The 23,749-nt window shown below is 69.3% G+C and carries 25 protein-coding genes; 12 read left to right on the forward strand and 13 right to left on the reverse strand.

Annotated elements, in window-relative coordinates:
* Positions 1 to 6 precede the first annotated feature (6 nt).
* Entirely contained in the window at positions 7 to 924 is a 918-nt protein-coding gene (locus tag HDA45_RS30065; RefSeq protein ID WP_184900963.1) for an SMP-30/gluconolactonase/LRE family protein, read from the forward strand.
* On the opposite strand, the gene HDA45_RS30070 is transcribed toward HDA45_RS30065, so the two are convergent.
* Entirely contained in the window at positions 916 to 1,386 is a 471-nt protein-coding gene (locus HDA45_RS30070; RefSeq protein ID WP_184900965.1) for a VOC family protein, read from the reverse strand. The genes HDA45_RS30065 and HDA45_RS30070 overlap by 9 nt on opposite strands.
* A gap of 62 nt (positions 1,387 to 1,448) precedes the next feature.
* Between HDA45_RS30070 and HDA45_RS30075 the strand changes: the two genes are divergently transcribed.
* Complete coding sequence (locus HDA45_RS30075) at positions 1,449 to 2,387, forward strand: helix-turn-helix transcriptional regulator (protein ID WP_184900967.1); 939 nt, start codon at positions 1,449 to 1,451, stop codon at positions 2,385 to 2,387.
* A 297-nt stretch (positions 2,388 to 2,684) separates the two neighbouring features.
* Here HDA45_RS30075 and HDA45_RS30080 read toward each other — a convergent pair whose 3' ends face one another.
* From HDA45_RS30080 to HDA45_RS30095, 4 genes are read right to left on the reverse strand one after another with little or no spacing between them, the layout of a single operon-like run.
* On the reverse strand, positions 2,685 to 3,512 hold the full coding sequence (locus HDA45_RS30080; RefSeq protein WP_184900969.1) for an enoyl-CoA hydratase family protein: 828 nt from the start codon (positions 3,510 to 3,512) through the stop codon (positions 2,685 to 2,687).
* Positions 3,509 to 4,201 carry an SDR family NAD(P)-dependent oxidoreductase gene (locus tag HDA45_RS30085; protein ID WP_184900971.1) on the reverse strand — a complete coding sequence of 231 codons (693 nt, stop codon included), beginning with the start codon at positions 4,199 to 4,201 and terminating at the stop codon, positions 3,509 to 3,511. The genes HDA45_RS30080 and HDA45_RS30085 overlap by 4 nt, the downstream gene beginning before the upstream one ends.
* Complete coding sequence (locus HDA45_RS30090; protein WP_184900973.1) at positions 4,198 to 5,700, reverse strand: benzoate-CoA ligase family protein; 1,503 nt, start codon at positions 5,698 to 5,700, stop codon at positions 4,198 to 4,200. Before HDA45_RS30090 ends, HDA45_RS30085 begins: the two co-directional genes overlap by 4 nt.
* A complete protein-coding gene (locus HDA45_RS30095; protein WP_184900975.1) occupies positions 5,697 to 6,422 on the reverse strand; it encodes a creatininase family protein in 726 nt (241 codons plus the stop codon). Before HDA45_RS30095 ends, HDA45_RS30090 begins: the two co-directional genes overlap by 4 nt.
* A gap of 48 nt (positions 6,423 to 6,470) precedes the next feature.
* On the opposite strand from HDA45_RS30095, the gene HDA45_RS30100 reads away from it, so the two are divergent.
* The 4 genes from HDA45_RS30100 to HDA45_RS30115 all read left to right on the forward strand — a co-directional run bounded on the left by HDA45_RS30100 (position 6,471) and on the right by HDA45_RS30115 (position 10,439).
* Positions 6,471 to 7,283 carry a PaaX family transcriptional regulator gene (locus HDA45_RS30100; RefSeq protein WP_184900977.1) on the forward strand — a complete coding sequence of 271 codons (813 nt, stop codon included), beginning with the start codon at positions 6,471 to 6,473 and terminating at the stop codon, positions 7,281 to 7,283.
* A complete protein-coding gene (locus HDA45_RS30105; protein WP_184900979.1) occupies positions 7,280 to 8,065 on the forward strand; it encodes a tryptophan 2,3-dioxygenase in 786 nt (261 codons plus the stop codon). Before HDA45_RS30100 ends, HDA45_RS30105 begins: the two co-directional genes overlap by 4 nt.
* On the forward strand, positions 8,062 to 9,252 hold the full coding sequence (locus HDA45_RS30110) for a PLP-dependent aminotransferase family protein (RefSeq protein WP_184900981.1): 1,191 nt from the start codon (positions 8,062 to 8,064) through the stop codon (positions 9,250 to 9,252). Before HDA45_RS30105 ends, HDA45_RS30110 begins: the two co-directional genes overlap by 4 nt.
* Before the next feature lie 116 nt (positions 9,253 to 9,368).
* Entirely contained in the window at positions 9,369 to 10,439 is a 1,071-nt protein-coding gene (locus HDA45_RS30115) for a Glu/Leu/Phe/Val dehydrogenase (protein ID WP_184900983.1), read from the forward strand.
* Positions 10,440 to 10,536: 97 nt separating this feature from the next.
* Here the strand turns inward: HDA45_RS30115 and HDA45_RS30120 are convergent, their stop codons facing one another.
* Complete coding sequence (locus HDA45_RS30120; RefSeq protein WP_076164687.1) at positions 10,537 to 10,725, reverse strand: DUF5302 domain-containing protein; 189 nt, start codon at positions 10,723 to 10,725, stop codon at positions 10,537 to 10,539.
* Positions 10,726 to 10,801: 76 nt separating this feature from the next.
* Positions 10,802 to 11,767: a winged helix-turn-helix transcriptional regulator gene (locus HDA45_RS30125; protein WP_184900985.1), complete on the reverse strand. Its 966-nt coding sequence runs from the start codon at positions 11,765 to 11,767 to the stop codon at positions 10,802 to 10,804.
* A 128-nt stretch (positions 11,768 to 11,895) separates the two neighbouring features.
* On the opposite strand from HDA45_RS30125, the gene HDA45_RS30130 reads away from it, so the two are divergent.
* Positions 11,896 to 13,368, forward strand: coding sequence for a carotenoid oxygenase family protein (locus tag HDA45_RS30130; RefSeq protein WP_184900987.1), 1,473 nt, complete (start codon positions 11,896 to 11,898; stop codon positions 13,366 to 13,368).
* Between the two features lie 141 nt (positions 13,369 to 13,509).
* Positions 13,510 to 14,733: an acetyl-CoA acetyltransferase gene (locus HDA45_RS30135; RefSeq protein ID WP_184900989.1), complete on the forward strand. Its 1,224-nt coding sequence runs from the start codon at positions 13,510 to 13,512 to the stop codon at positions 14,731 to 14,733.
* On the opposite strand, the gene HDA45_RS30140 is transcribed toward HDA45_RS30135, so the two are convergent.
* Together HDA45_RS30140 and HDA45_RS30145 are read right to left on the reverse strand one after the other, a co-directional pair.
* Positions 14,649 to 15,047: a hypothetical protein gene (locus HDA45_RS30140; RefSeq protein ID WP_184900991.1), complete on the reverse strand. Its 399-nt coding sequence runs from the start codon at positions 15,045 to 15,047 to the stop codon at positions 14,649 to 14,651. The genes HDA45_RS30135 and HDA45_RS30140 overlap by 85 nt on opposite strands.
* Positions 15,048 to 15,138: 91 nt before the next feature.
* Positions 15,139 to 16,008, reverse strand: a complete 870-nt coding sequence (locus tag HDA45_RS30145) for an alpha/beta fold hydrolase (RefSeq protein WP_184900993.1) — start codon at positions 16,006 to 16,008, stop codon at positions 15,139 to 15,141.
* 61 nt (positions 16,009 to 16,069) lie between these two features.
* Here HDA45_RS30145 and HDA45_RS30150 point away from each other — a divergent pair, with 61 nt between their 5' ends.
* Positions 16,070 to 16,807 carry a TetR/AcrR family transcriptional regulator gene (locus tag HDA45_RS30150; protein WP_184900995.1) on the forward strand — a complete coding sequence of 246 codons (738 nt, stop codon included), beginning with the start codon at positions 16,070 to 16,072 and terminating at the stop codon, positions 16,805 to 16,807.
* A gap of 99 nt (positions 16,808 to 16,906) precedes the next feature.
* On the opposite strand, the gene HDA45_RS30155 is transcribed toward HDA45_RS30150, so the two are convergent.
* Positions 16,907 to 17,527: a TetR/AcrR family transcriptional regulator gene (locus HDA45_RS30155; protein WP_184900996.1), complete on the reverse strand. Its 621-nt coding sequence runs from the start codon at positions 17,525 to 17,527 to the stop codon at positions 16,907 to 16,909.
* 201 nt (positions 17,528 to 17,728) lie between these two features.
* Positions 17,729 to 19,090, reverse strand: coding sequence for an ATP-binding protein (locus tag HDA45_RS30160; RefSeq protein ID WP_184900999.1), 1,362 nt, complete (start codon positions 19,088 to 19,090; stop codon positions 17,729 to 17,731).
* A 77-nt stretch (positions 19,091 to 19,167) separates the two neighbouring features.
* Between HDA45_RS30160 and HDA45_RS30165 the strand changes: the two genes are divergently transcribed.
* From HDA45_RS30165 to HDA45_RS30175, 3 genes are read left to right on the forward strand one after another with little or no spacing between them, the layout of a single operon-like run.
* Positions 19,168 to 19,683: a P-loop NTPase family protein gene (locus HDA45_RS30165; protein WP_246480833.1), complete on the forward strand. Its 516-nt coding sequence runs from the start codon at positions 19,168 to 19,170 to the stop codon at positions 19,681 to 19,683.
* The gene (locus HDA45_RS30170) at positions 19,680 to 20,339 is read left to right on the forward strand and encodes an ATP-binding cassette domain-containing protein (protein ID WP_184901001.1); all 660 of its coding nucleotides are present in this window, start codon (positions 19,680 to 19,682) and stop codon (positions 20,337 to 20,339) included. The genes HDA45_RS30165 and HDA45_RS30170 overlap by 4 nt, the downstream gene beginning before the upstream one ends.
* Positions 20,336 to 21,451: an FtsX-like permease family protein gene (locus HDA45_RS30175; RefSeq protein ID WP_184901003.1), complete on the forward strand. Its 1,116-nt coding sequence runs from the start codon at positions 20,336 to 20,338 to the stop codon at positions 21,449 to 21,451. Before HDA45_RS30170 ends, HDA45_RS30175 begins: the two co-directional genes overlap by 4 nt.
* An 8-nt stretch (positions 21,452 to 21,459) precedes the next feature.
* On the opposite strand, the gene HDA45_RS30180 is transcribed toward HDA45_RS30175, so the two are convergent.
* Both HDA45_RS30180 and HDA45_RS30185 read right to left on the reverse strand, forming a co-directional pair.
* Positions 21,460 to 22,161: a response regulator transcription factor gene (locus HDA45_RS30180; protein ID WP_184901005.1), complete on the reverse strand. Its 702-nt coding sequence runs from the start codon at positions 22,159 to 22,161 to the stop codon at positions 21,460 to 21,462.
* A 76-nt stretch (positions 22,162 to 22,237) separates the two neighbouring features.
* Positions 22,238 to 23,722 (reverse strand): nitrilase-related carbon-nitrogen hydrolase, encoded by a 1,485-nt coding sequence (locus HDA45_RS30185; protein WP_184901007.1) that lies wholly within the window; start codon positions 23,720 to 23,722, stop codon positions 22,238 to 22,240.
* Positions 23,723 to 23,749: the final 27 nt, after the last annotated feature.

A 23,749-nucleotide genomic window follows, 5' to 3' on the forward strand; every position in this document is an offset into this window, starting at 1 on the left:
CACGCGATGGCGTTCGGCGAGGTCACGGTCATCCCGGTCAACGGGCACGGTCCCGAGGACGTCGTGGTCGACGATCAGGGACGCGTCTACACCGGCGTCGACGACGGGCGGATCCTGCGCGTCTCGCCGGACGGCAAGCGGATCGACGTCCTCGGCGACACCGGCGGCCGTCCGCTGGGGCTGGAGTTCTTCGGTGAAGACCTCCTGATCTGCGACGCCAAGGCCGGGCTCTTGACGATGCCGCTCGCCGGTGGCGACGTCACCACACTGGCGACTTCGGCGGTGGGGCTGGACTTCGTGTTCTGCAACAACGCCGCCGTCGCCGCCGACGGCACGGTGTACTTCACCGACTCGTCGCGGCGGTTCGGCATCGAGAAGTGGCGCGACGACCTGATCGAGCAGACCGGCGGCGGCCGGTTGCTGCGCCGGACCCCGGACGGGAAGATCGAGCAGCTCGCCGACGGTTTCCAGTTCGCCAACGGGGTCGCGCTGCCGCCCGACGAGTCCTATGTGGCCGTTGCCGAGACCGGCGCCTACCGGGTCGCCCGCGTTTGGCTCGCGGGTGACCGGGCGGGCACGCGGGACTATCTCGTCGACGATCTGTGGGGCTATCCCGACAACATCTCGACCGGCAGCGACGGGCTGATCTGGATCACCGTGGCGAGCCCGAAGGTTCCCGCGCTTTCCTTGGTGCAGAAGCTCCCCGCGCCGCTGCGGGCAGGCGTCCGCGCGCTGCCGACGTCGCTCCAGCCCGCGCCCGCACGGGAATGCGGGGTGCGCGGCGTGACTCCGGACGGGAAGCAGGTCCACGAACTGCGCGGGGAGATCGACGGGTTCCATGTGCTCGTCGGGGTCCGGGAGCGGGCCGGGAAGCTGTATTTCGGCTCGCTGGAGGACAACGCGATCGCCGTCACGTCAGTCTAGGCAGAATTCGTTGCCCTCCGGGTCGTTCATCACGATGAAGCCGAGGCTCAGCGGCTGCTCGGGCTCGAAGCGCTGAATTCGCTTCGCCCCGAGTGCGACGAGCCTTTCGCACTCGGCCTCGAGCGCCGCCATACGCTCGTCCCCCTGGAGTCCGGGCGCGGCGCGGAGGTCGAGGTGGACGCGGTTCTTGGCGACCTTGTCCTCCGGAACCTGCTGGAAGAAGATCCTCGGCCCTTCGCCGTCCGGGTCTTCGAGGGCCGACCTGCTGTTGCGCTGCTCGACGGGCACGCCCACCCGCTCGAGGAACTCGTCCCACGCGTCCAGCGGATCGGTGCCCTCGGGCACTTCGACCCCCGGCGGGCCGGGGTGGACGTAGCCCAGGGCGTCGCGCCAGAAGGTCGACAGGGCTTTCGGGTCGAGGGCGTCGAAGCTGACCTGGAATTCGCGGCTCTTGCGGTTCATGGGGTCACTCTGACACACCTAGCGGACAGGATCGGTCCGCTATCTCTGACACAGTGAGGGACATGGAGGACGAGCGGGGTACGACGGAGCGGGTGCTCACCCTGCTCGGACTGCTGCAGCAACGCGCGGTGTGGACCGGCCCCGAACTGGGCGAACGGCTCGGCGTCACCCCGCGCACGATCCGGCGGGACATCGAGCGGCTGCGCGCGCTCGGCTATCCGGTGCAGGCCAGCAACGGCGTCGGCGGCGGCTATCAGCTCGGTCCCGGCCACGACATGCCGCCACTGCTGCTGGACGACGAGGAGGCGATCGCCACCGCCGTGTCGTTGCTCGCCGGCGCGGGCAGCGGTGAAGCGGCGCTGCGGGCGTTGGCGAAACTCGACCGGGTGCTGCCGACCAGACTCCGGCACGAGGTCCGCGCGCTGTCCGGCTCGGTCGTCTCGTTCGACGGAAGCCGCGCGCCGATCGACCCTGACGTCCTGATGACCTTGGCTCGCGCGTGCCGGGACGAGGTCGAGGCGGGCTTCGGGTATCCGTCCTCTGGAGGGGTTGCTGCTCGGCGGGTGGAGCCGTATCGGTTGGTGGCTTCGGGGAGGCGTTGGTATCTGTTGGCTTTCGACCTCGACCGGGATGACTGGCGCACCTTCCGCGTCGACCGGATGACCGAGGTTTCCGCGCGCTCCTGGCGTTTCCGTCCGCGTCCGGCGCCTGATGCGGCGGCCTATGTGCAGGAGAACGTGGCCAGCCGGGTCTATCGGTATCAGGCGCGTTTTTTGGTGCACGCGCCCGCTTCTGTCGTGCGGGCGCAGATCCCGGCGTCGGCGGCGGTGGTGCGGGACGCCGGTCGTTCGCGGTGCGAGGTGCTGAGCGGGGCCGGGGATCTCGACTTCCTGCTGATGCATGTGGTGGTGCTGGGGCATTCTTTCGAGGTGATCGAACCGGTGGAGCTGGGGGAGCGGTGCCGGGTTCTGGCTGAACGTTTGCTCGCGGCCCGCATTTAGAGGACTGAATGCGTGGGTCGGGTGGGTCGTGAGTGGTGAGGGCGCGGCGAACGTGCCTTGGTCGTGGGTGAGCCAGGGGTGTGTTGCGAAAGTGGCGTTCGCAACGGTGAAGGTTGCGAAAGTGGCTTTCGCAACGCTGCCACCCTGATGTCGCGAAAGCCACTTTCGGGACATCAGACGTCCCGAAAGTGGCTTTCGCGACACGCCTGATCGCCGACAGCGCCCGACCGGACGTAGCGAAGGCCTCCTTCCCTACCCTCAGGGTAGGCAAGGAGGCCTTCACGGAAAGAGGACGGGCTACCGCCCGGTCCACCGAGGCGACCGCCCAGCCGCCCAGGCCGCATAGAACTCCCCGTGGTCCTTCGCCGTCATCAGCAAAGCCTGCGTGATCGCCTCGAGTTCGATGGAACTCCCAAGATCCATGTCCAGTTCCCGGGTCAGCAGGACCTTCGTCGTGCTGTACGCCAGCGCCGGTCCATCGGCCAAACGCCGTGCCAGCGAAGAAGCCGCCGAAGCCAAGTCGGAGTCGGGGACGACCTGCGAAGCCAGCCCGATGGCCTCGGCCCGCGCGGCGTCGATCTTGTCGCCCAGCATCAGCAATTCCGTCGCCCGGCCCAGGCCGACCAGCCGCGGCAGCAGGTACGCCGAGCCCATGTCCGCACCGGCCAGCCCGACCTTCGTGAACAGGAAGGCGAACTTCGCCGACGAAGCCAGCAGCCGGAAGTCGCTGGCCAGCGCGATCACCGAACCCGCGCCTGCCGCGACACCGTTCACCGCGGCGATCACCGGGATGGGGCACTCGCGCAGCGCCTTCACCACCGCGCCGGTCATGCGGGTGAACTCCAGCAGTTCGGCGGACTCCATTTTCTGGAGTTCGCCGATGATCTCCTCGACGTCGCCGCCTGAGCAGAATCCGCGGCCGCGGCCGGTGATGACCAGCACCCGGACGTCGCCGCGGTGCGGCAATTCGGCCAGCAGATCGCGGAGGTCCGCGTAGATGTCGAAGGTGAGCGCGTTCAGCTTTTCGGGGCGGTCCAGGGTGACCGTGGCGACGCCGTCGTCCACGGTGAACTCGAAGTGTTCCCAGTCCGCCGTGATCGGCGGCGTGGCACGGAACGGGCTCATGATTGGATCCCACCTCCATCGAGGACGAGTGTCTGTCCGTTGATCGCGGCGGCTTCGGCGGCCGCGAAGAAGGTCACCGCGTGGGCGACCTCGCCGGGTTCGAGCAGGCGGCCGAGTGGGGACGCGGCGGCGAGGGCGGCTTCCGCGTCGGCTTCGTCGCGGCCGGTTCGTTCTTGGATCCGGGCCACCGAGGCGGCGGTCATGTCCGTGCGGACGAAGGCCGGGCAGACGGCGTTCGCGGTGACGCCGGTGCCGGCGACTTCGGCGGCTGTCGCCCGCATCAGGCCGACAGCGGCGTGTTTCGACGCGGTGTACCCGGCCGTGTAGCGGTAGCCGATATGCGACGCGGTCGACGCGACGGTGACGATCCGGCCCGTGTCGCGCGATCGCATGCCGGGCAGAACCGCCCGCGTGCACAGGAAAGCGCCGGTCGCGTTGACTTCGATCTGCGTTCGCCACTGCTCCAGCGATGTCTTCGCCAGCGGCGCGCTCGCCGAGATCCCGGCGTTGTTCACCAGCACGTCCACCGGGCCGAGGCCGTCGAAGTACCGGGCGACGGCGGCCTCGTCGGTGACGTCGCAGTCGGCCCGGCCGGGGGCGTGCACCTTGTCCCCGGCGGCCTGGAACCGGGCGGCGATGGCCGCGCCGATCCCGCGTGTCCCGCCGGTGACGACGACGATCCTGCTCACTCTGCCTCCACCCGGCGCAGCGCGCGCCGATCGAGTTTTCCGTTGGCGGTGCGGGGGAGTCCGGTCACGAACACCACCTCGCGCGGATATTTGTGCTTCGCCAGATGCGTCCGCGCGTAGTCCTTCAGTTCGTCCGGCGTGACGGAAAAGCCTTCCGCCAGGACGACGCACGCCCGCGGGACCATCAGGCCGTCGACGGTCACGCCCAGCACCGCGCAGTCGACGACGGCGGGATGACCGATGAGACAGTCTTCGATCTCGCTCGGCGCGACGAACACGCCGGACACCTTCAGCAGGTCGTCGGCACGGCCGTGGTGGTGGAAGAACCCGTCGGTGTCGCGGCTGAACAGGTCGCCGGTGCGCAGGGTGTCGCCGCGGAACGTCCGCGCGGTCTTCTCCGCGTCGCCGAAGTATTCGCGCGCGATGGTCGGACCGGTGACCTCCAGGGTGCCGATCTCGCCGTCCGGCAACGGATCATCGCTCTCGTCCAGGATGCGGGCGCGGTAGCCGGGGACCTCGCGGCCGAGGCTGCCGACCCGCTGCGCGCCGGGCACATTGGACAGATAGATGTGGTACGCCTCCGACGAGCCGATCCCGTCGATCACCGGGACACCGAACAGGTTGTCCCACTTGCGATGCAGCTCTGAAGGCAGCGCCTCGCCCGCCGACGTCGCGAGCCGCAACGAACTCATGTCCACAGTGGACGCCGCCGGATGGGCGATCATCGCGCTCATCATGGTCGGCACGTTGACCAGGATCGTCGGCCGATAGCGCTCGATCAGCGAGAAGAGCAGATCGGCGGTGCTGCGCTGCGGGAACACGATCCCGGAAGCACCCACGCCGAACGGGAACAGCGCTGTCAGATCCCGCGCGTAACCGAAGAACAGCTTCGGCACGGCCAGCACTCGGTCGTCCTCGCGGAGGCCGAGTACGCCGAGCGCGTAGCGGTCGAAGCTCTCCAGCGCGCTGCGCGCCGGATGCACGCACGCCTTGGGCGAGCCGGTGCTCCCGGTGGTGAACTTCCAGATCGCGACGTCGTCCAGCGAAGTCGGCGCGGCTTCCAGTTCAGCCGACGCCGACGCGACCAGCGAGGCGAACGAGTGCTCGCCGGGCTCCAGCGCGACATCGCCGATCACCAGCAGGTTCCGCGCCCCGGCCTCGCGCAGCGCGGGCAGCGTCGAGCCGTCCGCGATGACGACGACGGCCTCGGTGTAGTCCAGGTAGTACGCGTAATCCTTGGGCTGCAGGAAGGAGTAGACCTCGGCGGTGACCGCGCCGATCTTCTGCGCCGCGTACCAGACGGCCACGAACTCGACGCTGTCGTTCAACGCCAGCAGGACCCGCTGTCCACTTCGGACACCCAGCTCCCGCAGCACGTTCCCGGCCCGGTTCACCAACGTCGCCAACTCCGCGTAGGTGACTTCGTCGTCGCCGCACACCAGCGCCGTGCGGGAACCGGGGAGGCGGTCCACGAAATGGGTCGCCAGGTTGAAGGTCATACCAGCTCCCGGATCGCTTCGACCAGGATGTCGGCGAGCACCGAGAAGGTCTTCTCGCCTTCTTCGGCGGTCGCCTGGGCGGGGGTTCCGCAGTAGGCGTCGGTCATCCCGGCCGAGGCGAAATCCGTGACCCCGCCGCGCGCCAGGTCGACGTGGACCGGTCGCAACTCGCGTTGAATCGTGACATCGACGAGGTCCGGGCGGTCGGCGAGCACCAGCGACGTCTCGTACTGCCCGGCATGACACTCGCCGGAGCGGAACTCGTCGGTGAGCCGCGCCGCGTACCGGCGGCGCACCAGATCGACGAGGCCGACGCCCGCCGTCTCCGCCACCCGCCGCAGCACCGCGAGATGCGCGGGCTCGAAATGATTGTTGACCAGCAGGATCCGGGAGAGTCCCTGCTCGACGAGCGCGCCGCAGATGTCGGTGAGCAGCGCGTGCAGCGTCTCCTCGCCGATCGAGATACCGCCCGCGAACCCGGCCGCGAACCGTGTCACGCCGTAGGGCACCTCGGGCAGGATCAGCACGTGGACGCTCGCGTCGCCCGCCAGCCGCGCGGCCGCGCGCTCGCACATCCCCCGCGAGATCAGGGGATCGGTGCCCAGCGGCGCGTGCGGTCCGTGCGGTTCGACGGCGCCCACCGGCAACAGCAGCACGGGAACGCGCGCGTCGGACGCGAGCGCGGCGACCTGACGCGAGCTCAAATCCGCGAAGTACGTCACCCGAATCAAGCTACACCGCAGCGGCCTGAGGTGTATAGAGTTGCCCGCATGCCCGAATCCCACGGCGACCCAGGTCCCCAAGAGCTGGTGGTGACACTGCTCGGCACGTACGTGTCGCCGCGCGAGAGCCGCCGCGTCTGGTCCGGCGGCCTGGTCGGCGTGCTCGCCGGGCTCGGCTTCTCCGACGGCGCCGCGCGGATCGCGCTGGCCAGGCTCGCCCGCCGCGACCTGCTCGCGAGACACAAGGCGGGCAGGCTCGTCCACTACTCGCTGACCCGCCGCACGATCGCGTTGCTCGAGGACGGCGACCGCCGGATCTTCTCACTCGGCAGACGCGAACGCGAGGTCGGCGAGTGGACGGTGCTGTGGCAGAGCATCCCGGAAAGCCGCCGTCAGGCTCGGGAACGGCTGGTGCGCCGCCTGCGTTTCCTCGGGTTCGGCCCGGTGCAGGACGGCACCTGGATCGCCCCGCACGACCGCGAGGCCGAGGTGCTCGCCCTGCTGACCGAATTGGACGTTTCCGAACACGCCGGGCTGATGCTCGGCAAACCGTCGGCCGGTCTCGACGTCCGGCGGTTCGCCGGCCGGGCCTGGAACCTCGACGACCTCGCCGCGCGTTACGACGCGTTCGTCCGAGATTTCGGCGGATATTCAGGCGACCTGCCTGACGCCGAGGCGTTCCAGGTCCGAACCTGGCTGACGCACACCTTCCGCGCCTTCCCGTCGCTCGACCCGGAACTCCCGGTCGGGCTGGTGCCGGCTCCGCCGAGCCGGGCGGCCGCGGTCGAGCTGTTCCACGATCTGTACCAGGCGCTGGCCCCGGCGGCACAGCGCCACTTCGATGAGGTGACCGAACCATGAACGAAGACACGCAGGCCGCATTGAGTTACACGTCCTACCTTTCGCTGGACGAATTGCTGGACGCGCAGCATCCGAGGTCCGAAGAGCACGACGAACTGCTCTTCATCGTGATCCACCAAGTGTATGAACTTTGGTTCAAACAAGTTCTCCACGAGGCGCTTTACCTGCAGGAGCAACTCGAAGCGGGTAACACCGCTCACGCCACCCGCACGCTGAGGCGAATCCTGACTATCTTCAAGGTGGTGGTCGCGCAGATCGATGTGCTCGAGACGATGACTCCGAGCCAGTTCACCAGCTTTCGCGCGCGACTCGACGCTTCGAGCGGGTTCCAGTCGGCTCAATTCCGTGTTCTGGAGGCCGTTCTCGGCCGTCGGGACGAGCGGGTGTTCGCGCATTACCCCGAGGGCGGTGACCAGCGTGCCCAGATCGCGGACGCGATGGCACGGCCGTCGCTGTTCGATTCCTTCACCACCTACCTCGCGGTGAAGGGGTACGACGTCCCGACCGGGCGCGATGTCACCAAGCCACTCGAACCCTCTCCGGCGCTCCAAGAGGTTCTGCTGCGGGTCTACCGCGACGACACAGGGCCGTCCGTCGTGGCGGAGCACCTGGTCGATCTGGACGAAGGGATGCAGGAGTGGCGGTATCGGCACGTGAAGATGGTCGAGCGCACCATCGGAGACAAGACCGGGACGGGGGGTTCGTCGGGCGCGCATTACCTGCGTACGACGCTTTTCTCCCCGATGTTCCCGGACCTCTGGGCGGTGCGGAGCAGGCTTTGACGAACCTCGACGAACTCCGCCGCGACCCGAACGCGCTCGCGGCGCACTACACGGAATTCGGTGTGGCGGACCGGATCCTGTTGACCGGGCACTCGCACCAGGCTTGGCCGGACGTCGCACGGGAAGGCCTTCTGGAGGCTTTCGCGGACGCGGCCGAAGAGGTCGACACGAAATGGGACCGGGCCTTCGCCAAGGCCGACGAGCTGCGGGCCGGGTTCCGGGCGCTGCTCGGTGACCCGCACGGCGGCATCGCGCTCGGCGCCAGCACCCACGATCTGGTGATCCGGTTCCTTTCCGCGATGGACCTGCGCGGCCGTCCGCGCCTGATCACCACCGACGGGGAGTTCCACACACTGCGCCGTCAGCTGGCGAGGCTGGCCGAGGAGGGTGTCGAGGTCGTTCGCGTCCCCTCGACCCCTGTCGCCACCCTGGCCGAACGCGTCGCGGCCGAGGTCACCGAAGACACCGCCGCCGTACTCGTCTCGGCCGTGCTGTTCGAGACCTCCCGGCTGGTGCCGGGGCTGGCCCACCTCGCCGACGTCTGCCTTTCGAAGTCGGTGAACCTCGTCGTCGACGCCTACCACGCGCTCGGCGTCGTCCCGTTCGCGCTGCACGACCTCGGGCTCACCAACGCCTGGGTGCTCGGCGGCGGCTACAAGTACCTCCAGCTCGGCGAGGGCAACTGCTTCTTGCGGATGCCCGCGCACGCGCAGGAACTGCGGCCGGTCGTCACCGGCTGGTACGCCGAGTTCGGCGCGCTCGCGGACGAGCGCCGGCCCGGCCAGGTCGCCTACGCCAGCGGTTCGGACAGGTTCGCCGGGGCGACCTACGACCCGACGAGCCACTACCGGGGCGCCCGCGTCTTCCGGTTCTTCGCCGAGCACGGGCTCACACCCGAGTTCCTGCGGGAGGTGTCGCGGCACCAGGTCGGCTTCCTCGCCGAGGGTTTCGACAAGCTCGGCCTGCCCGAAGACATCATCACGCGCGACCGCGAGACCCCGCTGGACCGCATCGGCGGCTTCCTGTCGCTGAAGTGCGCAGACGCCGGAGCGCTGCAGGCCGCCCTCGCCGAACGCGGGGTACGGACCGACAGCCGCGGCGCGTACCTGCGGTTCGGACCGGCGCCGTATCTGTCCGACAGTCAGCTCGACTCCGCACTCCGCATCCTGGGCGAGATCGTCCGCTAGGTTTGCGCTGTGGCACCGTCGCCGCCGGACGACCTTCGTCGGGGACTGTGCCTTGTTCCAGGAACTTCGCACGTGAGCCACAAGCCACGGGCACTCCATGACAAGGAGTCACCACAGTGACCGAAGTGTTCGGCCAAGGTACCGGCCATGAACAGGTCGTCTTCTGCCAAGACCAGGCCACCGGCCTGAAGGCCATCATCGGGATCTACTCGACGGCGCTGGGGCCGTCGCTCGGCGGGACCCGGTTCTACCCGTACGCCTCCGAGGAAGCCGCGCTCGCGGACGTCCTCGCGCTGTCGAAGGGCATGGCCTACAAGAACGCGCTCGCCGGGCTCGACCTCGGTGGCGGCAAGGCCGTCATCATCGGCGACCCCCACAAGCACAAGACCGAAGCGCTGCTTCGCGCCTTCGGCCGGTTCGTCCAGTCGCTGGGCGGCCGCTACATCACCGCCTGCGACGTGGGCACCTACGTCCAGGACATGGACATCGTCGCCCGCGAATCGGAGTTCGTCACGGGCCGCTCGCCGGAGAACGGCGGCGCCGGCGACTCCTCGGTGCTCACCGCCTTCGGCACCTACCAGGGCATGCGCGCGTCCGCGGACGCCGTCTGGGGCGTTCCCGACCTCGCGGGCCGCAAGGTCGGCGTCGCCGGGGTCGGCAAGGTCGGGCACATCCTGGTCGGGCATCTGATCGAGGCGGGCGCGCAGGTGGTCATCACCGACGTCTCGCCCGCGGCGATCGAGCGCACCCGCGCGGCGTACCCCGGCGTCGAGGTCGTCGAAGACCTCGACGCGCTGATGCGCACCGAACTCGACGTCTTCGCGCCGTGCGCGCTGGGCGGGGTGCTCACCGACGAGAGTGTCGCCGAGCTCCGCACCAAGATCGTCTGCGGCGCCGCCAACAACCAGCTCGCGCACCCCGGTGTCGACAAGCTGCTCGACGACCGCGGCATCCTCTTCGCGCCGGACTACCTGGTCAACGCCGGTGGCGTGATCCAGGTCGACGACGAGCGGCACGGCTTCGACTTCGCGCGCGCGAAGCGCAAGACGACGGCCATCTTCGACACCACCAAGGCGGTGTTCGCGCTGGCCAAGGCCGACGGCGTGCCCCCGGCCGCGGCGGCGGACAGGCTGGCCGAGCGCCGGATGACCGAGGTCGGCGGACTGCGGTCGATCCTGACGGTGTAGCTAGGAGAGGCAGTGACGCGAAAGCCACTTTCGCAACCTTGAAGGGTGCGAAAGTGGCTTTCGCGTCATGTCCGTCCGGGCCGGGAGGCCTAGGAGCTCAGCCGCTCTTGCGACGGAAGGTGCGCTTGTTCGCGGCGGGCCCGTGCGCGTGCAGGTTCTTGCCGCCCGCGTTCTCGTGGGCCGAGCCGGAGCGGGCCTGAGCCTGCTTGCGCTCCAGCGCCTCACGGAACTTGCGCTTGGTGTCGTCCTCTTCTCCATCCGCTGGGGACGGCGCGGGTTCAGTCATTGCTACCTCCGAGGTGACGACATGTGACAAGTCCTCAGCCTGTCAGGAACCACTCCGGTTGGCGAGTCGATTTACGTCACCTCGGCGGGGCGGGAAGCTGGACCGGGCCGCCGAACTGGATCCGGTTCCGCAGCAGCGGCCGCCAGCAGTGGTCGCACAGCAGGATCGGCTTCAGCCGGTTGCCGCAGTCCACGTGCTCCAGCGTGATGTCCGGCTCCTGTCCCGGAACCTCGAAGCCCCGCGACCATTCGGCGATGAAGGCCAGCGCGGGGAAGAACGCGAGCCCTTTCGCCGTCAGCCGGTAGTCGTGCGCGTCGGTGCGGGTCTTCGCGATCCCCGTCCGCAGCACGCCGACTTCCACGAGTTTCGAGAGCCTGCCCGAAAGAACGCTGGGCCCGATGCCGAGTTCGCGTTCGAACTCCGAGAAGTGCCGCGCCCCGAGCAGCGCGCTCACGACCAGCCCCGTCGACCACCTGTCGCCGAGGAGTTCCATGGTGTCGGGGAAGAACATCAGCGGATCGGCGGCGAGGGACTCGGCGTCCTTGCGGCGGAAGCGTTTCGTCGCCGTCGCCTCGACGACGCCGGTGTCGTCGAGGCGCCGCGCGCGGATGTCGCGGGCGTCGACACGGCGTTCGCAGGCGGCGCAGCCGAGCGGCGCCGAGGTGGCCAGTTCGCAGTCGAGGTGGATCAGCGTGGGCAGGACGGCCCGCCTTCCCTCGACCCATTCCCGTTCCCACGCCCAGATCGAGATCAGCAGCGGCCTCAGTTCGAGGCCGCGTTCGGTGAGCCGGTACTCGTGCCGGGTGCGGCGCGCGTCCCGGTACGGCGTGCGGACGAGCATGCCCGCGTCGACCATTTCGCGCAGCCGCCCGGACAACGCGGTGGGGGAGATGCCGAGCCGGAGCCGGAGCTCTTCGTAGCGGCGGAAGCGGAGGAAGAGGCTTTGCAGGATCAGCAAGGTCCACTGATCGCCGAGCAGTTCGAGTGCCCGGCGCAGCGGGTCGCCCGCCGGCCTGACGCGGTGCGCCGTCGCCTCTGTCACGTAGTTCCCTTCGGAGGTGTCGCTCTCAGCGTACTACTGACTACAGCAAAAGAAGTCTATTGACAGCTGGCTACAGAAATCATAGTGTCTCACCCAATCGGTCAACGCGAACCAACCGGGGAGAGCCGATGACGAGTACCTCCGAGCAGCCGATCCTGGTGGCAGCCGCCACCGGGGAACCCGAGGTCAACCCGTATCTGATGGGCGTCTACGCCCCGGTCGGCGAAGAGATCGACGCGAGCGATCTCGAGGTCATCGGCAAGATCCCCGCCGATCTCAACGGCGTGTACCTGCGCAACGGGCCCAACCCCCGGTTCGCCCCGGAGGGCCGCTACCACTGGTTCGACGGCGACGGCATGATCCACGCCGTCCACCTGGAGAACGGCAAGGCCCGCTACCGCAACCGCTGGGTCCGCACCAAGGCCTTCGAGGCCGAATCCGAAGCGGGCAAGGCGCTCTGGAAGGGCGTCATGGAGTCGCCCAAGGGCAACCCGTTCGGCAACACGCACGGCCTGAACGTCAAGGACAGCGCCAACACCGACCTGATCTTCCACCGGGGCCAGGTGCTCTCCACCTGGTACATGTGCGGCACGCCGTACGCGGTCGACCCGCTCTCGCTGGAGACGCTGGGCGCCGAGGACTTCCTCGGCACGCTGGTCGGCGACATGATGGCCCATCCGAAGGTCGACGAGCGCACCGGCGAGATGTTCTGGTTCGACTACGGGCCGCGGCCGCCGTACCTGCGTTACGGCGTGATCAGCGCGGACGGCAAGGTCGTGAACACGACCGAGATCGCACTCCCCGGCCCGCGCCTGCCGCATGACATGGCGATCACCGAGAACTACGCCGTGCTGATGGACTTACCGCTGGTCCAGGACATGGAAGCGGCGCGCAACGGACGCCACAAGCTGCTGTTCGACCGTTCGCTGCCGAGCCGGTTCGGGGTGTTGCCTCGCTACGGTGACGGTAGCCAGATCCGCTGGTTCGAAGCCAGCCCGTGCTACATCTACCACGTCGTCAACTCCTGGGAGCAGGGCGAGGAAATCGTCCTCGACGTCTGCCGCGTGCAGCGCCCGCAGCCACGCGCCGACGCGCACACCCCGCTCGCCAAAATGCTGTCGTACCTGCGGCTGGACGCGTCGCTGCACCGCTACCGGTTCAACCTGCGGACCGGACAGTGCCTGGAGGCCCAGCTCGACGACGACAACACCGAATTCCCGTCCGTCGACTCGAGGGTGGTCGGCGGCCGGAACCGCTTCTCCTACGCGGTGCACATCTCGCCGGATTCGACGCTCAAGTTCGACGGCCTGGTGTGCTACGACAATCGTGCCGGCGCCAAGACCGAGTATCGCTTCGGTCCGGGCCGGTGGGGTAGTGAGGCGCCGTTCGCACCCCGCGACGGCGCGGCCGCCGATTCCGATGACGGCTATCTGGTGACCTTCGTCCAGGACGAGCGTGAGGGGCGCTCCGAACTGGACATCTTCGACGCCGCCGATCTCACTGCCGGACCCGTGGCCAGGGTCCTGTTGCCCCAGCGTGTCCCGCTCGGTTTTCACGCGACCTGGGTCCGGGCGGACCAGCTGGAACCTTCCCGTAAGTAGTGATCCCCTTCGCGTCCGCCCACCGGAGGGGTGTGGGCAGGCGCGCAAGGGCCGGAAAGCCGCCGTCCGAGTCGCCCCTTCCAGGGGGTGGGGCGACTCGGGCACGGCACCAGGTCAGGACCTGGAGAGTGGAACCGGCCGATGACGGTCTTCGTACTGGGCGGGGCACAGACCGATTTCGCGCGGAACTTCGCGAAAGAGGGCGGCGGACTGTTCGAGATGTTCGCCGAAGTGGTCCCGGACGCACTGGTGGACGCGCAGGTCGAGACGAACGAGATCGGTGTCGCCCACGTCGCCAACCTGGCGGGCGAGTTGTTCACCGGCCAGGCCCAGCTCGGTGGGCTGCTGGTGTCGGCCGTCCCGGAGCTGGACGGCGTCCCGAGCACCCGGCACGAGGCCGCTTGCGCTTCGGGCGGGACGGCGGTGCTCGCCGCGAGCGCCGACCTCGAATCCGGCCGGTACGACGTCGCGCTGGTGACCGGGCTGGAGATCATGCGCAACACCGACGCGCGGACGGCGGCCGCCCATCTCGGGTCGGCCGCGTGGGTCGGCGCCGAGGCGCAGGCGGCCGAGTTCCCTTGGCCCGCCTTGTTCGCCGACGTCGCCGATGTCTACGACTGGCGGTACGGACTCGATCCCGCGCACCTCGGCCTGTTCGCCCGCAACGCTTTCGCGAACGCCGCGCTCAACCCGATGGCGCAGGCACGCGGCTGGAATTTCCCGGACGGCTCGTTCGGCCAGGACGATGGGCTCAACCCCGTCGTGGAAGGCGTCCTGCGCAAGAACGACTGCGGCCGCATTTCCGACGGGGCCGCCGCGATCGTCCTCGCCTCACCGGGGTTCGCCGCCGAGTGGGCGAAACGGGTCGGCCGCGATCTCGCCGAAGTTCCGCGCCTGGCCGGATTCGGGCATCGCACGGCGCAGTTGTCCTTACGGGGCAAGCTGGATCGCGCCGAAGGTCACGAGTACCTGTTCCCACATCTGCGCGGAGCGGTGCTCGACGCGTACAAGCGCGCGAAGGTCTCCGGCGCCGAGGAGATGGACGTCGTCGAACTGCACGACTGTTTCACCATCACCGCGCTGGTGGCGCTGGAACATCTCGGCGCGGCTCCGCCGGGGTCGGCGGGACGGCTCATCGAGTCCGGCGGCATCGCGCGCGACGGTGTCCTGCCGGTGAATCCCGGCGGCGGGCTGCTCGGACTCGGTCACCCGGTCGGCGCGACCGGGGTGCGGATGGTGCACGACGCCGCGCGCCAGGTCGCGGGAACCGCGGGACCGCTTCAGATCGAAGGCGTGCGGAACGTGCTGACCTTGAACGTCGGCGGATCCTTCACGACCGTGGTCGCGATGGTCGTCGCCCGCTGAACCCATCGGCCGCGATACGCCGCTCCGGTGAGCGTCGCCCCGAAGAAGACGGCGGCCGCGACACCGGTTTCGGGTGTGAATTCGAGCGCGCCCAGCGATCCGGCGGTGAATCCCGAGTGGACACTCCAGGCGATCAGCATCGTCCCGGCCGCCGCCACCATACTCGTCACGGCACCGGCGACGAGGACGACGAAACCCAAGGCCACCAAGGAAATTTCGTGATGTCGTGCCGAGCCGAGCAGTCCGGCGACCGACGCGGCGGCGACGACGGCGACACAACCGAACGGGAAACCGAAGCACTCGGGATTCCTCATCCGCCCAGTCAACTCCGCGTGACCGGACGTGTCGCCCGCGTGAACGGTTTCCCTACGCTGTCGTCGCTTTTCTTGACGAAATCCTGATGCCTCAGGCCTTGCGCGCGTGCGCGATGATCGTTTCGGCGATCGCGGGCCACAGCTGCCGCGGCAGTTCGTGTCCCGTCCCGGGGAACAGCACCAGTTCGGCGTCCGGGATCGCTTCCGCCGTCGCCTTCCCGCCGCTGACGTTGATCAGCGGGTCGCTCTCGCCGTGGAGGACGAGCGTCGGGACGCGGACTTCGCGCAGTTCCGCCGTGCGATCGCCCGAAGCGACGACGGCGGCGGCCTGCCGCAATCCGCCCGCCGGATGGTTCGCCCTGTCGTGGTTACGGGTGGCTTTCATCCGCAGGAACTCGTCGTCGGAGGGATGACCGGGCGAGCCCACGAGCTTGAACCACGCGACACCGTCTTCGATCGCCTGCTCACGGGTGGCGGCGGGCGGGCGCGTCAGCCCGGCCAGCGCCGCCGGCTCCGGATGCCCGACCGAGGGATCCCCGGTGGTCGACATGATCGACGTGAGGCTGAGCAGCCGTTCCGGCGCGTCGATCGCGAGCTGCTGCACGATCATCCCGCCCATCGACGCGCCGACGACGTGCGCGCGCCCGAACCCGAGCGCGTCGAACAGCCCGGTGACGTCGGACGCGAGATCCGAGAGCAGGTACGGCGCCGTCGTCAGGTCACCCGCGGCGAGAGCGCCGAGGTCAGGCGTGGGGAGATCGTCCAGATAGGACGAGAGGCCGATGTCGCGATTGTCGAACCGGACGACGTGGAAACCGCCCTCGGCGAGCAGCTCGCAGAAGCCGACCTCCCACGTGACCATCTGGGCGCCGAGCCCCATCACCAGGACGAGCGGCGGATCCGCGGGGGAGCCGAAGGTGTCGTACTCGAGCTCGAGACCGTTCACACGCGCGCGGGGCATGGCACGATCCTGCCGGAAGCCCCCGCCATGCGACCAGCCGAATGCGGATACGGTAGCCCGCATGCCGACTTTCTCCGAAGACGCGGGTGCGCGCCCCCGATCCCGCGCGGCTTCCGGACGGCCGGCGGTCACCAGGGACCGGATCGTCGACGCCGCGCTCGAACTGTCGTCCGAGACCGGTCTGGAGAACTGGACGTTGCGGCAGCTCGCGGCCGCCGTCGACGCCTACCCCGCGGTGGTCTACCACCACGTCGGGGACCGGGACACCGTCGTCGTCGCGGTACTGGACCGGGTGGTCGGCGAACTGACCCTGCCCGAGGAGACCCTGCCGTGGCGGGCCTGGTTCGACGAGTTCCTGCCCACCGTGCGGACCGTGCTGCGCCGCTATCCGGGTTCGGCGCGACGGCTGGCCCTGTTCGGGCCGTCGGTCGCGGCCGCCGTGCCGACCATGAACACCGGTATCGGCCGCCTGCTCGCGGCCGGATTCGGCACCGAGGCGCCGTTCGCCTACAACCTGCTGCTCGCCACCGCCTGCCAGTTCGTCGCGATGGAGGACGACCGCGAGAGCGCGATGGCGCTCCAGCTCGACCGGTCCGAGGGCTACGCGGCGTACCGCGACCGCGAAGACCTGCCGGGCATGGCGGCGCTGGGCGAATCGATCGCGGCGCTGGTCGCCGACCCCGATCTCGCGGCCGGTTACTACGAACGTCTCTACGGTTACGCTGTCGAGCGCTGCCTCGACGGGCTCGAGCACCGGCTCACCCAGTTGAACGCTCTTGAAAGTTTGACAGAGCCGTGACAGTGAATCGGCGTAGTGTGGAGGGATACCGGTGCTCAGTCACCGGTCCCGAAGCCCCTGGCACCCACCTCCCCCTCGAGGTGCCGGGGGCTTCTCATGTCACTTGCGCTGGATCTCGGGGAACACTTCACCGACCAGCGTGACGAGGGATTTGCTCAGCAGCGTGTGCACCTGGGTGCGATCGAGCGAACCGCGGACGAGCCATTCGCGGCCCGCCGCCTTGACCATTCCGCCGAATGCGCGGACCAGCGCGTTCAGCTCTTGCCCGTGTTCGCTCTCGCGGGAAAGGCCGACGGCTTCGAGCACCCTGTCGGCGGATTCGCGATCGGCCTCTTCGAGGATCCGTTCGACCTCGAGGTCGCGCCCGATGCCCTCCGGCGCGATCGCGGCCAGCCACATCTTCTCCTGACTGGTGACCATGTCCAGGAACCAGTCGATGGCGACGTCGGCGCGCAGTTCGAGCGGGCCCTCCGGCAAAATCTCGACAGCGAGCCGCGGCACGGTCAGCGCCCGCCGGATGATCTCCAGGTAGAGCTCGCGTTTGGTGCCGAAATAATGGTTGATCAGACCCCTGGCCACCCCGGCCTCGGCCGCGATGTCCGATGTGGACACTTCGGAGTAGGGCCGGTCCCCGAAAAGACGCGCCGCGCAGGCGAAGATCTGTTCCTTGCGCTCATCCGGTTCCAGTCTCCGCCATCTCGGCGCCGGCTCCGTGGTCATACGTCATATCTTCCCACGATCGATTCAGCCCGGCCGGACGGTCGCGGATTCTCTGTGACATTTGAAAGCAAAGTGTAAGTTAATCCGGCGTGTACCGTCTGTTGGCCCGCCGGTCTTTACCGTCTTCTCTCAGGTGGCATGCCGTGCGCGCTGTCGGGGCGCGTTTGCCTCCTACCGGCCCGGCCTGGCGAGTAACCCCCCCTAGCTCGCCAGGCCCGGGCCTTCTTCACGCGGTGCGGGCCGTTCGGCGGGCAAGAGCAGCGTGAACGTCGTCGGCGACGGGCTCGTCAGCCGCAGCCTCCCGCCCTCCGCCTCGGACAGGCTCCGCGCCAGCCGCAGCCCGATCCCGTGGCCTTCCCGCTCCTCGGTCCGCTCTTCGGTCACGAACGGATCGCTCCCGTCCGGGATCGCCCCCTCGTCGCTCACGTCGATGGCCAGCGCGTCCCCGGCGTCGCGTGCGACGACGGTGACCGTGCCGCGTCCGTGCGCCGCCGCGTTGTCCAGCAGGACGGCGAGCACCTGCCGCACGGCCGCGTCCGCAGCCCGCGCCGGCAGGGCCTCGCGGCCGCTGATCCGCAGCGCGCGACCGCGTCCGGCGAGCAGGCCGTGCCAGGTCTGGCGGACCTCCTCGAAGAGTTTGCCGAGATCGAGCAGCGCGCGCGGGGCCCTGGTCTGCTTGGCCAGCGCCAGCAGGTCGTCGATGGTGCGCTCCAGCCTGTCGGCCGACGTGATGCCGTCGCGGATCGTCGCGTAGGGGTCGCGATCGGGACTCTCCAGCGCCGCTTCGAGTTGCAGGCGCAGCCCGGTCAGCGGCGTCCGCAGCTGATGGGAGGCGTCGGAGGAGAACGTGCGCTCGCGTTCCAGCGTCTCGCCGATCCTCGCGGAGGTGGCGTCGAGCGCCTCGGCGACCTGATCGATCTCACGGACCCCGGTACGGCGGGTGCGCACGGTGAAGTCGCCTTCGCCGAGACGTTCTGCGGTGACGGCCAGTTCCTCCAGCGGCCGGGCGAGCCGGGTGGCGATCCGGCGTCCGATCAGCCAGCTGGCCGCGATCGCGACGAGGGCGAGCCCGCCCATCTTCAGCCAGGTCAGCCGGATCCTGGAGTCCAGTTCGGACCGTGGATGGGCGGCGCGGACCACCCCGACCAGCGAAGGTCCGCTGAGGACCGGGACGGCGAGGACCACTTCGTCGCCGAGTGTCCCCGTCGCCATGTCGATGTCGTGCGCCCTCCGCACGAACTCGTCCTCCGTGGCCGGGCCGTCCCCGGTCATGAGCCTGCCGGTGGGGGTGTAGACCGCGACCTCGATGCCCCGGATGCGTTCGTCGTCGTCACCGGGCTTGATCTCCGGGATCCGGCCGTTGGCGAGATCGCCGGTCACCGCGAGGGCGACGGTGTCGGCGGCGCGTTCGAGGTCGTGAGTGGACATGCCTTCGTGGAATTTGGCGACCGCGATGGCCAGTGGCACCCCGAAGAGGGTGATCGCCAGCACCGCGGCCAGCACGGTGAGGGTGACGATCCGGCGGCGCACGGACAGAGTGTGGCCGACGAGGACGAGGATCACCCACCCGAAGCGATATTTTGCCGTCCGTTGACCTGAGATCAAGGCGATGTTGACCCCGTTCGCTTTACCTTGGGGCCATGCGCCGACGTGCCGCCGTCATGGCAGGCCCGGGGCCCGGATCCGTCCCCCTCGTCCGGTTCGCCGTCCCGGGCGAGTGTGTGGCCGTGCTGCCCACCGGCGGTTACGACACCTCCGGTGGTGCTCCCGGCGTCGGCGTCCTGCTCAGACGAGGGAACCTCTTCGACCATCTCACCGTCGAGCAGAACGTGTTGCTCGCGGGTCGGCTCGTCGGCCGCCACACCGCCGCAACCGCCGCTGACCTGCTGGAACTGGTCGGCCTGGCCGGGCGGGGTGACGCCTATCCCCGCGCTTTGTCGGCGCTGGAAGGCGCGCGGGCCGGAGTCGCCGTCGTGCTGGCCGGAGCGCCCGACGTGGTCCTCGCCGACGAACCGGCGGGCGAACTCGACGGGCTCGCCGCACTCGAACTCATGGACCTGCTGTGCGCCGTCGCGACCTGCGGGACGGCCGTCGTCGTGGCGACCCGTGATCAAGGGATCGCCGCCGGCGCCCACCGGATCGTGAGAGTGGCGTGACCGCGCCGCTGGTCCGCACCGACGAACTGGCGCACACCTATGGCTCCGGGCTGACCGCGGTGGTGGCCGTGCACGGCGTCAACTGCGTGATCGGCACGAGGACCCGCGCGGTGGTGACCGGCAGGGCCGGTGCCGGGAAGACCACGCTGCTGCACCTGCTCGCCGGGATGAAGAAACCGACGGCGGGCACCATCGACTGGCCCGCGTTCGAGCCGTCGCCGCCGGGCCCCGACCTGATCGGGCTGATCCTGCAGGACGGCGGCCTGCTGCGCGATCTCGACGTCCGGCTCAACGTCGCCTTGCCGCTGGTGCTCGCGGGCCGGACCGGCACCGCCGTCCGCGACGCCGTCGACGGCGCGCTGGAACTGGTGGGCCTCACCGGCTTCGCCAAGAAGGCGCCCCGTGACCTGACCGGCGAGCAGATCCGGCTGGCCATCCTGGCCAGGGCGCTCGCGCCCGCGCCGAAACTGATCCTCGCCGACGACCCGGCGGGCTGGCTGGACCAGCCGGCGGCGGAGAGACTCCTCGGCAGGCTCGTGCAGGCGGCGGACCGGCTGGCCGCCGGGCTGCTGGTGGCCACCGCCGAGAAGGCCCCGGCGGAGCTGTTCGGCGAACGCTGGGCGATGGTCGACGGGAAGCTGGTGCGGGACCGGTGATCGCGGCGATGGCGTTGTGGGTCGGCGGGATCGCGCGCGTGCGCCCCGCCAGGCTCGGCGTGCCCGCGGCCGGGGTCGCGATCGTGACCACACTGCTCGCGGTGCACGGCTGGACCGGCGCCCCGGCACCGCCGTGGGTGCCCGCGACGGTGCTCGTGGTGCTGCTGGCCGCCCCGTCGGAGCGTTCGCTGCGAGGAGACCAGGATCTGCTGCGCGCCCGGGGCGCGACAGGCGGACAGGTGCTCGCGTTGGCCTCGGCCGAAGCCGCGGCCGCCGGGCTGGCCGGTGGCGTGGTCGGTGTCGTGCTGTCGCTGGCCGCCGGTTTCCTGCCGGGGTCCGGGTTGTCGCTTGTCCGGGAAATCGTTCTCCTGCTGCTCGGCGGGCTGATCGTCGCGGCCATCGCCGTCCTCCCGCCCGTCCTGCGCGAGTGGTATTTCGTTCCCGCCGACGACGGGCCGCCCTGGTGGTCGTCCTACGGACTCGACTTCATCCTGCTCGCACTCGCGTTCTTCTGGCCGCTGCTCGGCTGGGCGGGCGGCACGATGCTGTTGTGGCGTCTGGTGGAGCTGGGACTGCGCAAGGGAAAACGGGCGATCGGCGGGGCGCTCAGACCGATCGTCTCCGGGCTCGCCGGGGTGCTCGCGCTGTCCATTTCGTGGCGGAGCGCGCTGCTGGCGCGGTCGGTGGCGCTCGTCGCGCTGGCGGTGGCGTTCGCGATCTCGTCCGCCCTCACCAGGGACGGCTGCACCGCGGCGACGGTGGACAGGGTGGCGTCACTCCTGCTCGCCGCGGCCGCGGCAGGGCCGTCGTTCGGGCTGGCGCTCAACGAACGCCGCCGCGACCTGCTGATCGTCAGTACCCTCGGCGGGAAACGCCGTCAGGTGGCGACCTTCATCGCGGGTGACGCGCTGATCGTCGGCGGCGGGGGACTGATCGCCGGGCATCTGCTCGGCGTGCTGTTCGTCCTGCTCACCCCGGCGGAATGGGTCGCCTTCCCGCACGGGTACTTCGGGATGCTGGGCGCGGTGGTGATCGTTTCGTGCGTGGCGGCGTCGGCGCGGATAGCGCAGCTCGCCGCCCGCGACGAGGTCTCCGACCTTCGGGACTATTAGGACACCGCCTAGCCCTCGAAGGGCTGTTCGAGGCGGTACCCGTGGCCGCGCAGTGTCGAAATCCTCGGCGCCTGCTCGGGGGTGGGCGCCGACTCGGTCAGTTTCCGCCGCAGCGCGGCGATGTGGACGTCGAGGGTCTTCGTGGAGCCGTACCAGTGCGCGTCCCACACCTCGGACATCAGGGTGTCCCGGCTGACCGCGACGCCCGGCTGTTCGGCCAACCGGGCGAGCAGATCGAACTCCTTGGCGCGCAACGGGATCTCCCGGCCGCCGACACTGACCCGGCGTCCGGCGGTGTCCACCCGCAGATGCCCGACGGCGATCGCAGGCCTGCTCTCCGGCGGTGCCGTCCCGCGCCGCAGGTGCGCCCGCACCCTGGCGAGCAGTTCGCCGAGGCGGATGGGTTTGGTGAGGTAGTCGTCGGCACCGGCTTCCAGGCCGACGACGACGTCCATCTCCTCCTGCCGGGCGGTCAGGATCACCAGGACGGCGCCCGGGAGCGCCGCGCGCAGCCGTCGGCAGACCTCGACCCCGTCCAGATCCGGCAGACCGAGGTCGAGCAGGACGAAGTCGATGTCGTCGGCCGCCGCGGCCGCGAGCGCGGTGCGCCCGTCTCGTTGCCAGGAAACCTCATAGCCGTGCAGGCGGAGGGTCGATTCGAGGACGCCGCCGATCGCGTCGTCGTCTTCCACCACCAGCAATTTCGGCATGCGGGGGAGCTTAACCGTTGAACACTGTTCTTTTCGGCCAAGACGTTACGAACGCCACCCCGTCCGTAACAGGGCGCTAACGTTTCCCTGTGTGTCCCCGTCGGTATGTCCATAAAGGACAGAGCGCGGCGAGCGCGAGACACAGCCAGGCGAACACGTCACCGATACGGCCGTACACGGTCTGTGTTCTCGGCTGTACCGGCAGATCCGCGACGAGTGTCTGCTGATCGGTGCGGAAGTAGTCCGCTTTCCCGAGTATCCGGCCCTGTTCGTCCACGGCTGTGGAAATACCGTGGGTGGAGTGCCGGAAGACCGAGTAACCGTTTTCCACCGCGCGGAACACGGCTTTCTCCGAGTGCAGCGAACCGAATCCGGGCCAGTCGTTGGCGGGGACGAGCATCAGCGCGGTCTCCTTGTCCGCGGCCTGGCGCATCAGGTCGCGAAAATCCGCGTCGTAGCAGATGACCGTCGCGAGCCGTCCGTACGGCGAATCCGCGGTGGGCACGGTGCCGGGGCCGGGCGTCATCGGTTCCATCGGCGTCGGATGCGTCTTGTCGTAGGTCCACAGCACCTCGCCCGCCGGCCCGACGAGCACGGCCAGATTCCGGATATAGGGGGCTTGAGTGGTGTAGAGCGCGTACGCGAGTCCCACGTGTATGCCCGCTTGCTTCGCCTCGGCCCCGACCCGCTTCAGCAGTTCCGCCTGGTCGCGTTCGAGGACTCTGGCGTGCGTTTCCGGCCAGACGACGATCTTCGCCCCCGCCGACGCCTGCTGCCTTGTCCTGGTCACGAGATCTTCGGTCACCGGCGCGAAGGCGGCACTGACCGCGGCCGGGTCGGCCGCGTTGACTTCCTGCGCCCGCCAATACTTCACACTGATCCGCTCCAGTGCGTCGGAACTCGTCTTGTCCGCGGCGGCCGACGGGCTGATCCCCGCGATCCGGACCGTGTCCGTGGTCGGAGCGCCGAAGAGCAACCGAGCGCCGCCGGCGATGAACACCAGGCCGAGCACGCAGGCGTGGACGAGCGCCGTGCGCTTGACCCGCGGCCATCCTTCCGCCCACACGGTGTTCGCCACCGAGGCGAACCACGCGAGGACGAAGGTGAGGCCGTACACGCCGGTGACGGACGCCGTCTGGAGCAGCGGCAGATTTCCGCCCTGGGTACTGCCGAGCGCACCGAATTCCCCGAAGCCGGTGATGAGGGTGAAGAGGTACTCACCCGCTACCAGCGTCGCCGGGAACACTAAGGTCCTCAGCGGTCCGGTGCGATCGGCGAGCAGACGATCGGCGAGGAACGCCGTCGTCTGCAGGACCGCGAGCAGCGCGAAGGCGAGCAACCCCGACAGGACGAACACCAAACCGGTGACCCCGAGCCAGAACAGTTGCCCGATCAGCAGGGACAGGCCCACGAACAGGATCGCGCGCCGGAGGGGTACCAGGCGGGCGTAGCGGAGAAGGAAGACCGGGAACACCCAGGCCGCGAGAGGGACGTTCCAGTCGGTGTGGACGGCGAGCAGGAGCAGCGCTGTGCCCAGCCACCAGAGCAGCCGTGGTTTCATACCGCGAACGGTAGGAAACCACGGCCG

Origin of the sequence: Amycolatopsis umgeniensis, assembly GCF_014205155.1 — a bacterium.
Lineage (GTDB): Bacteria > Actinomycetota > Actinomycetes > Mycobacteriales > Pseudonocardiaceae > Amycolatopsis > Amycolatopsis umgeniensis.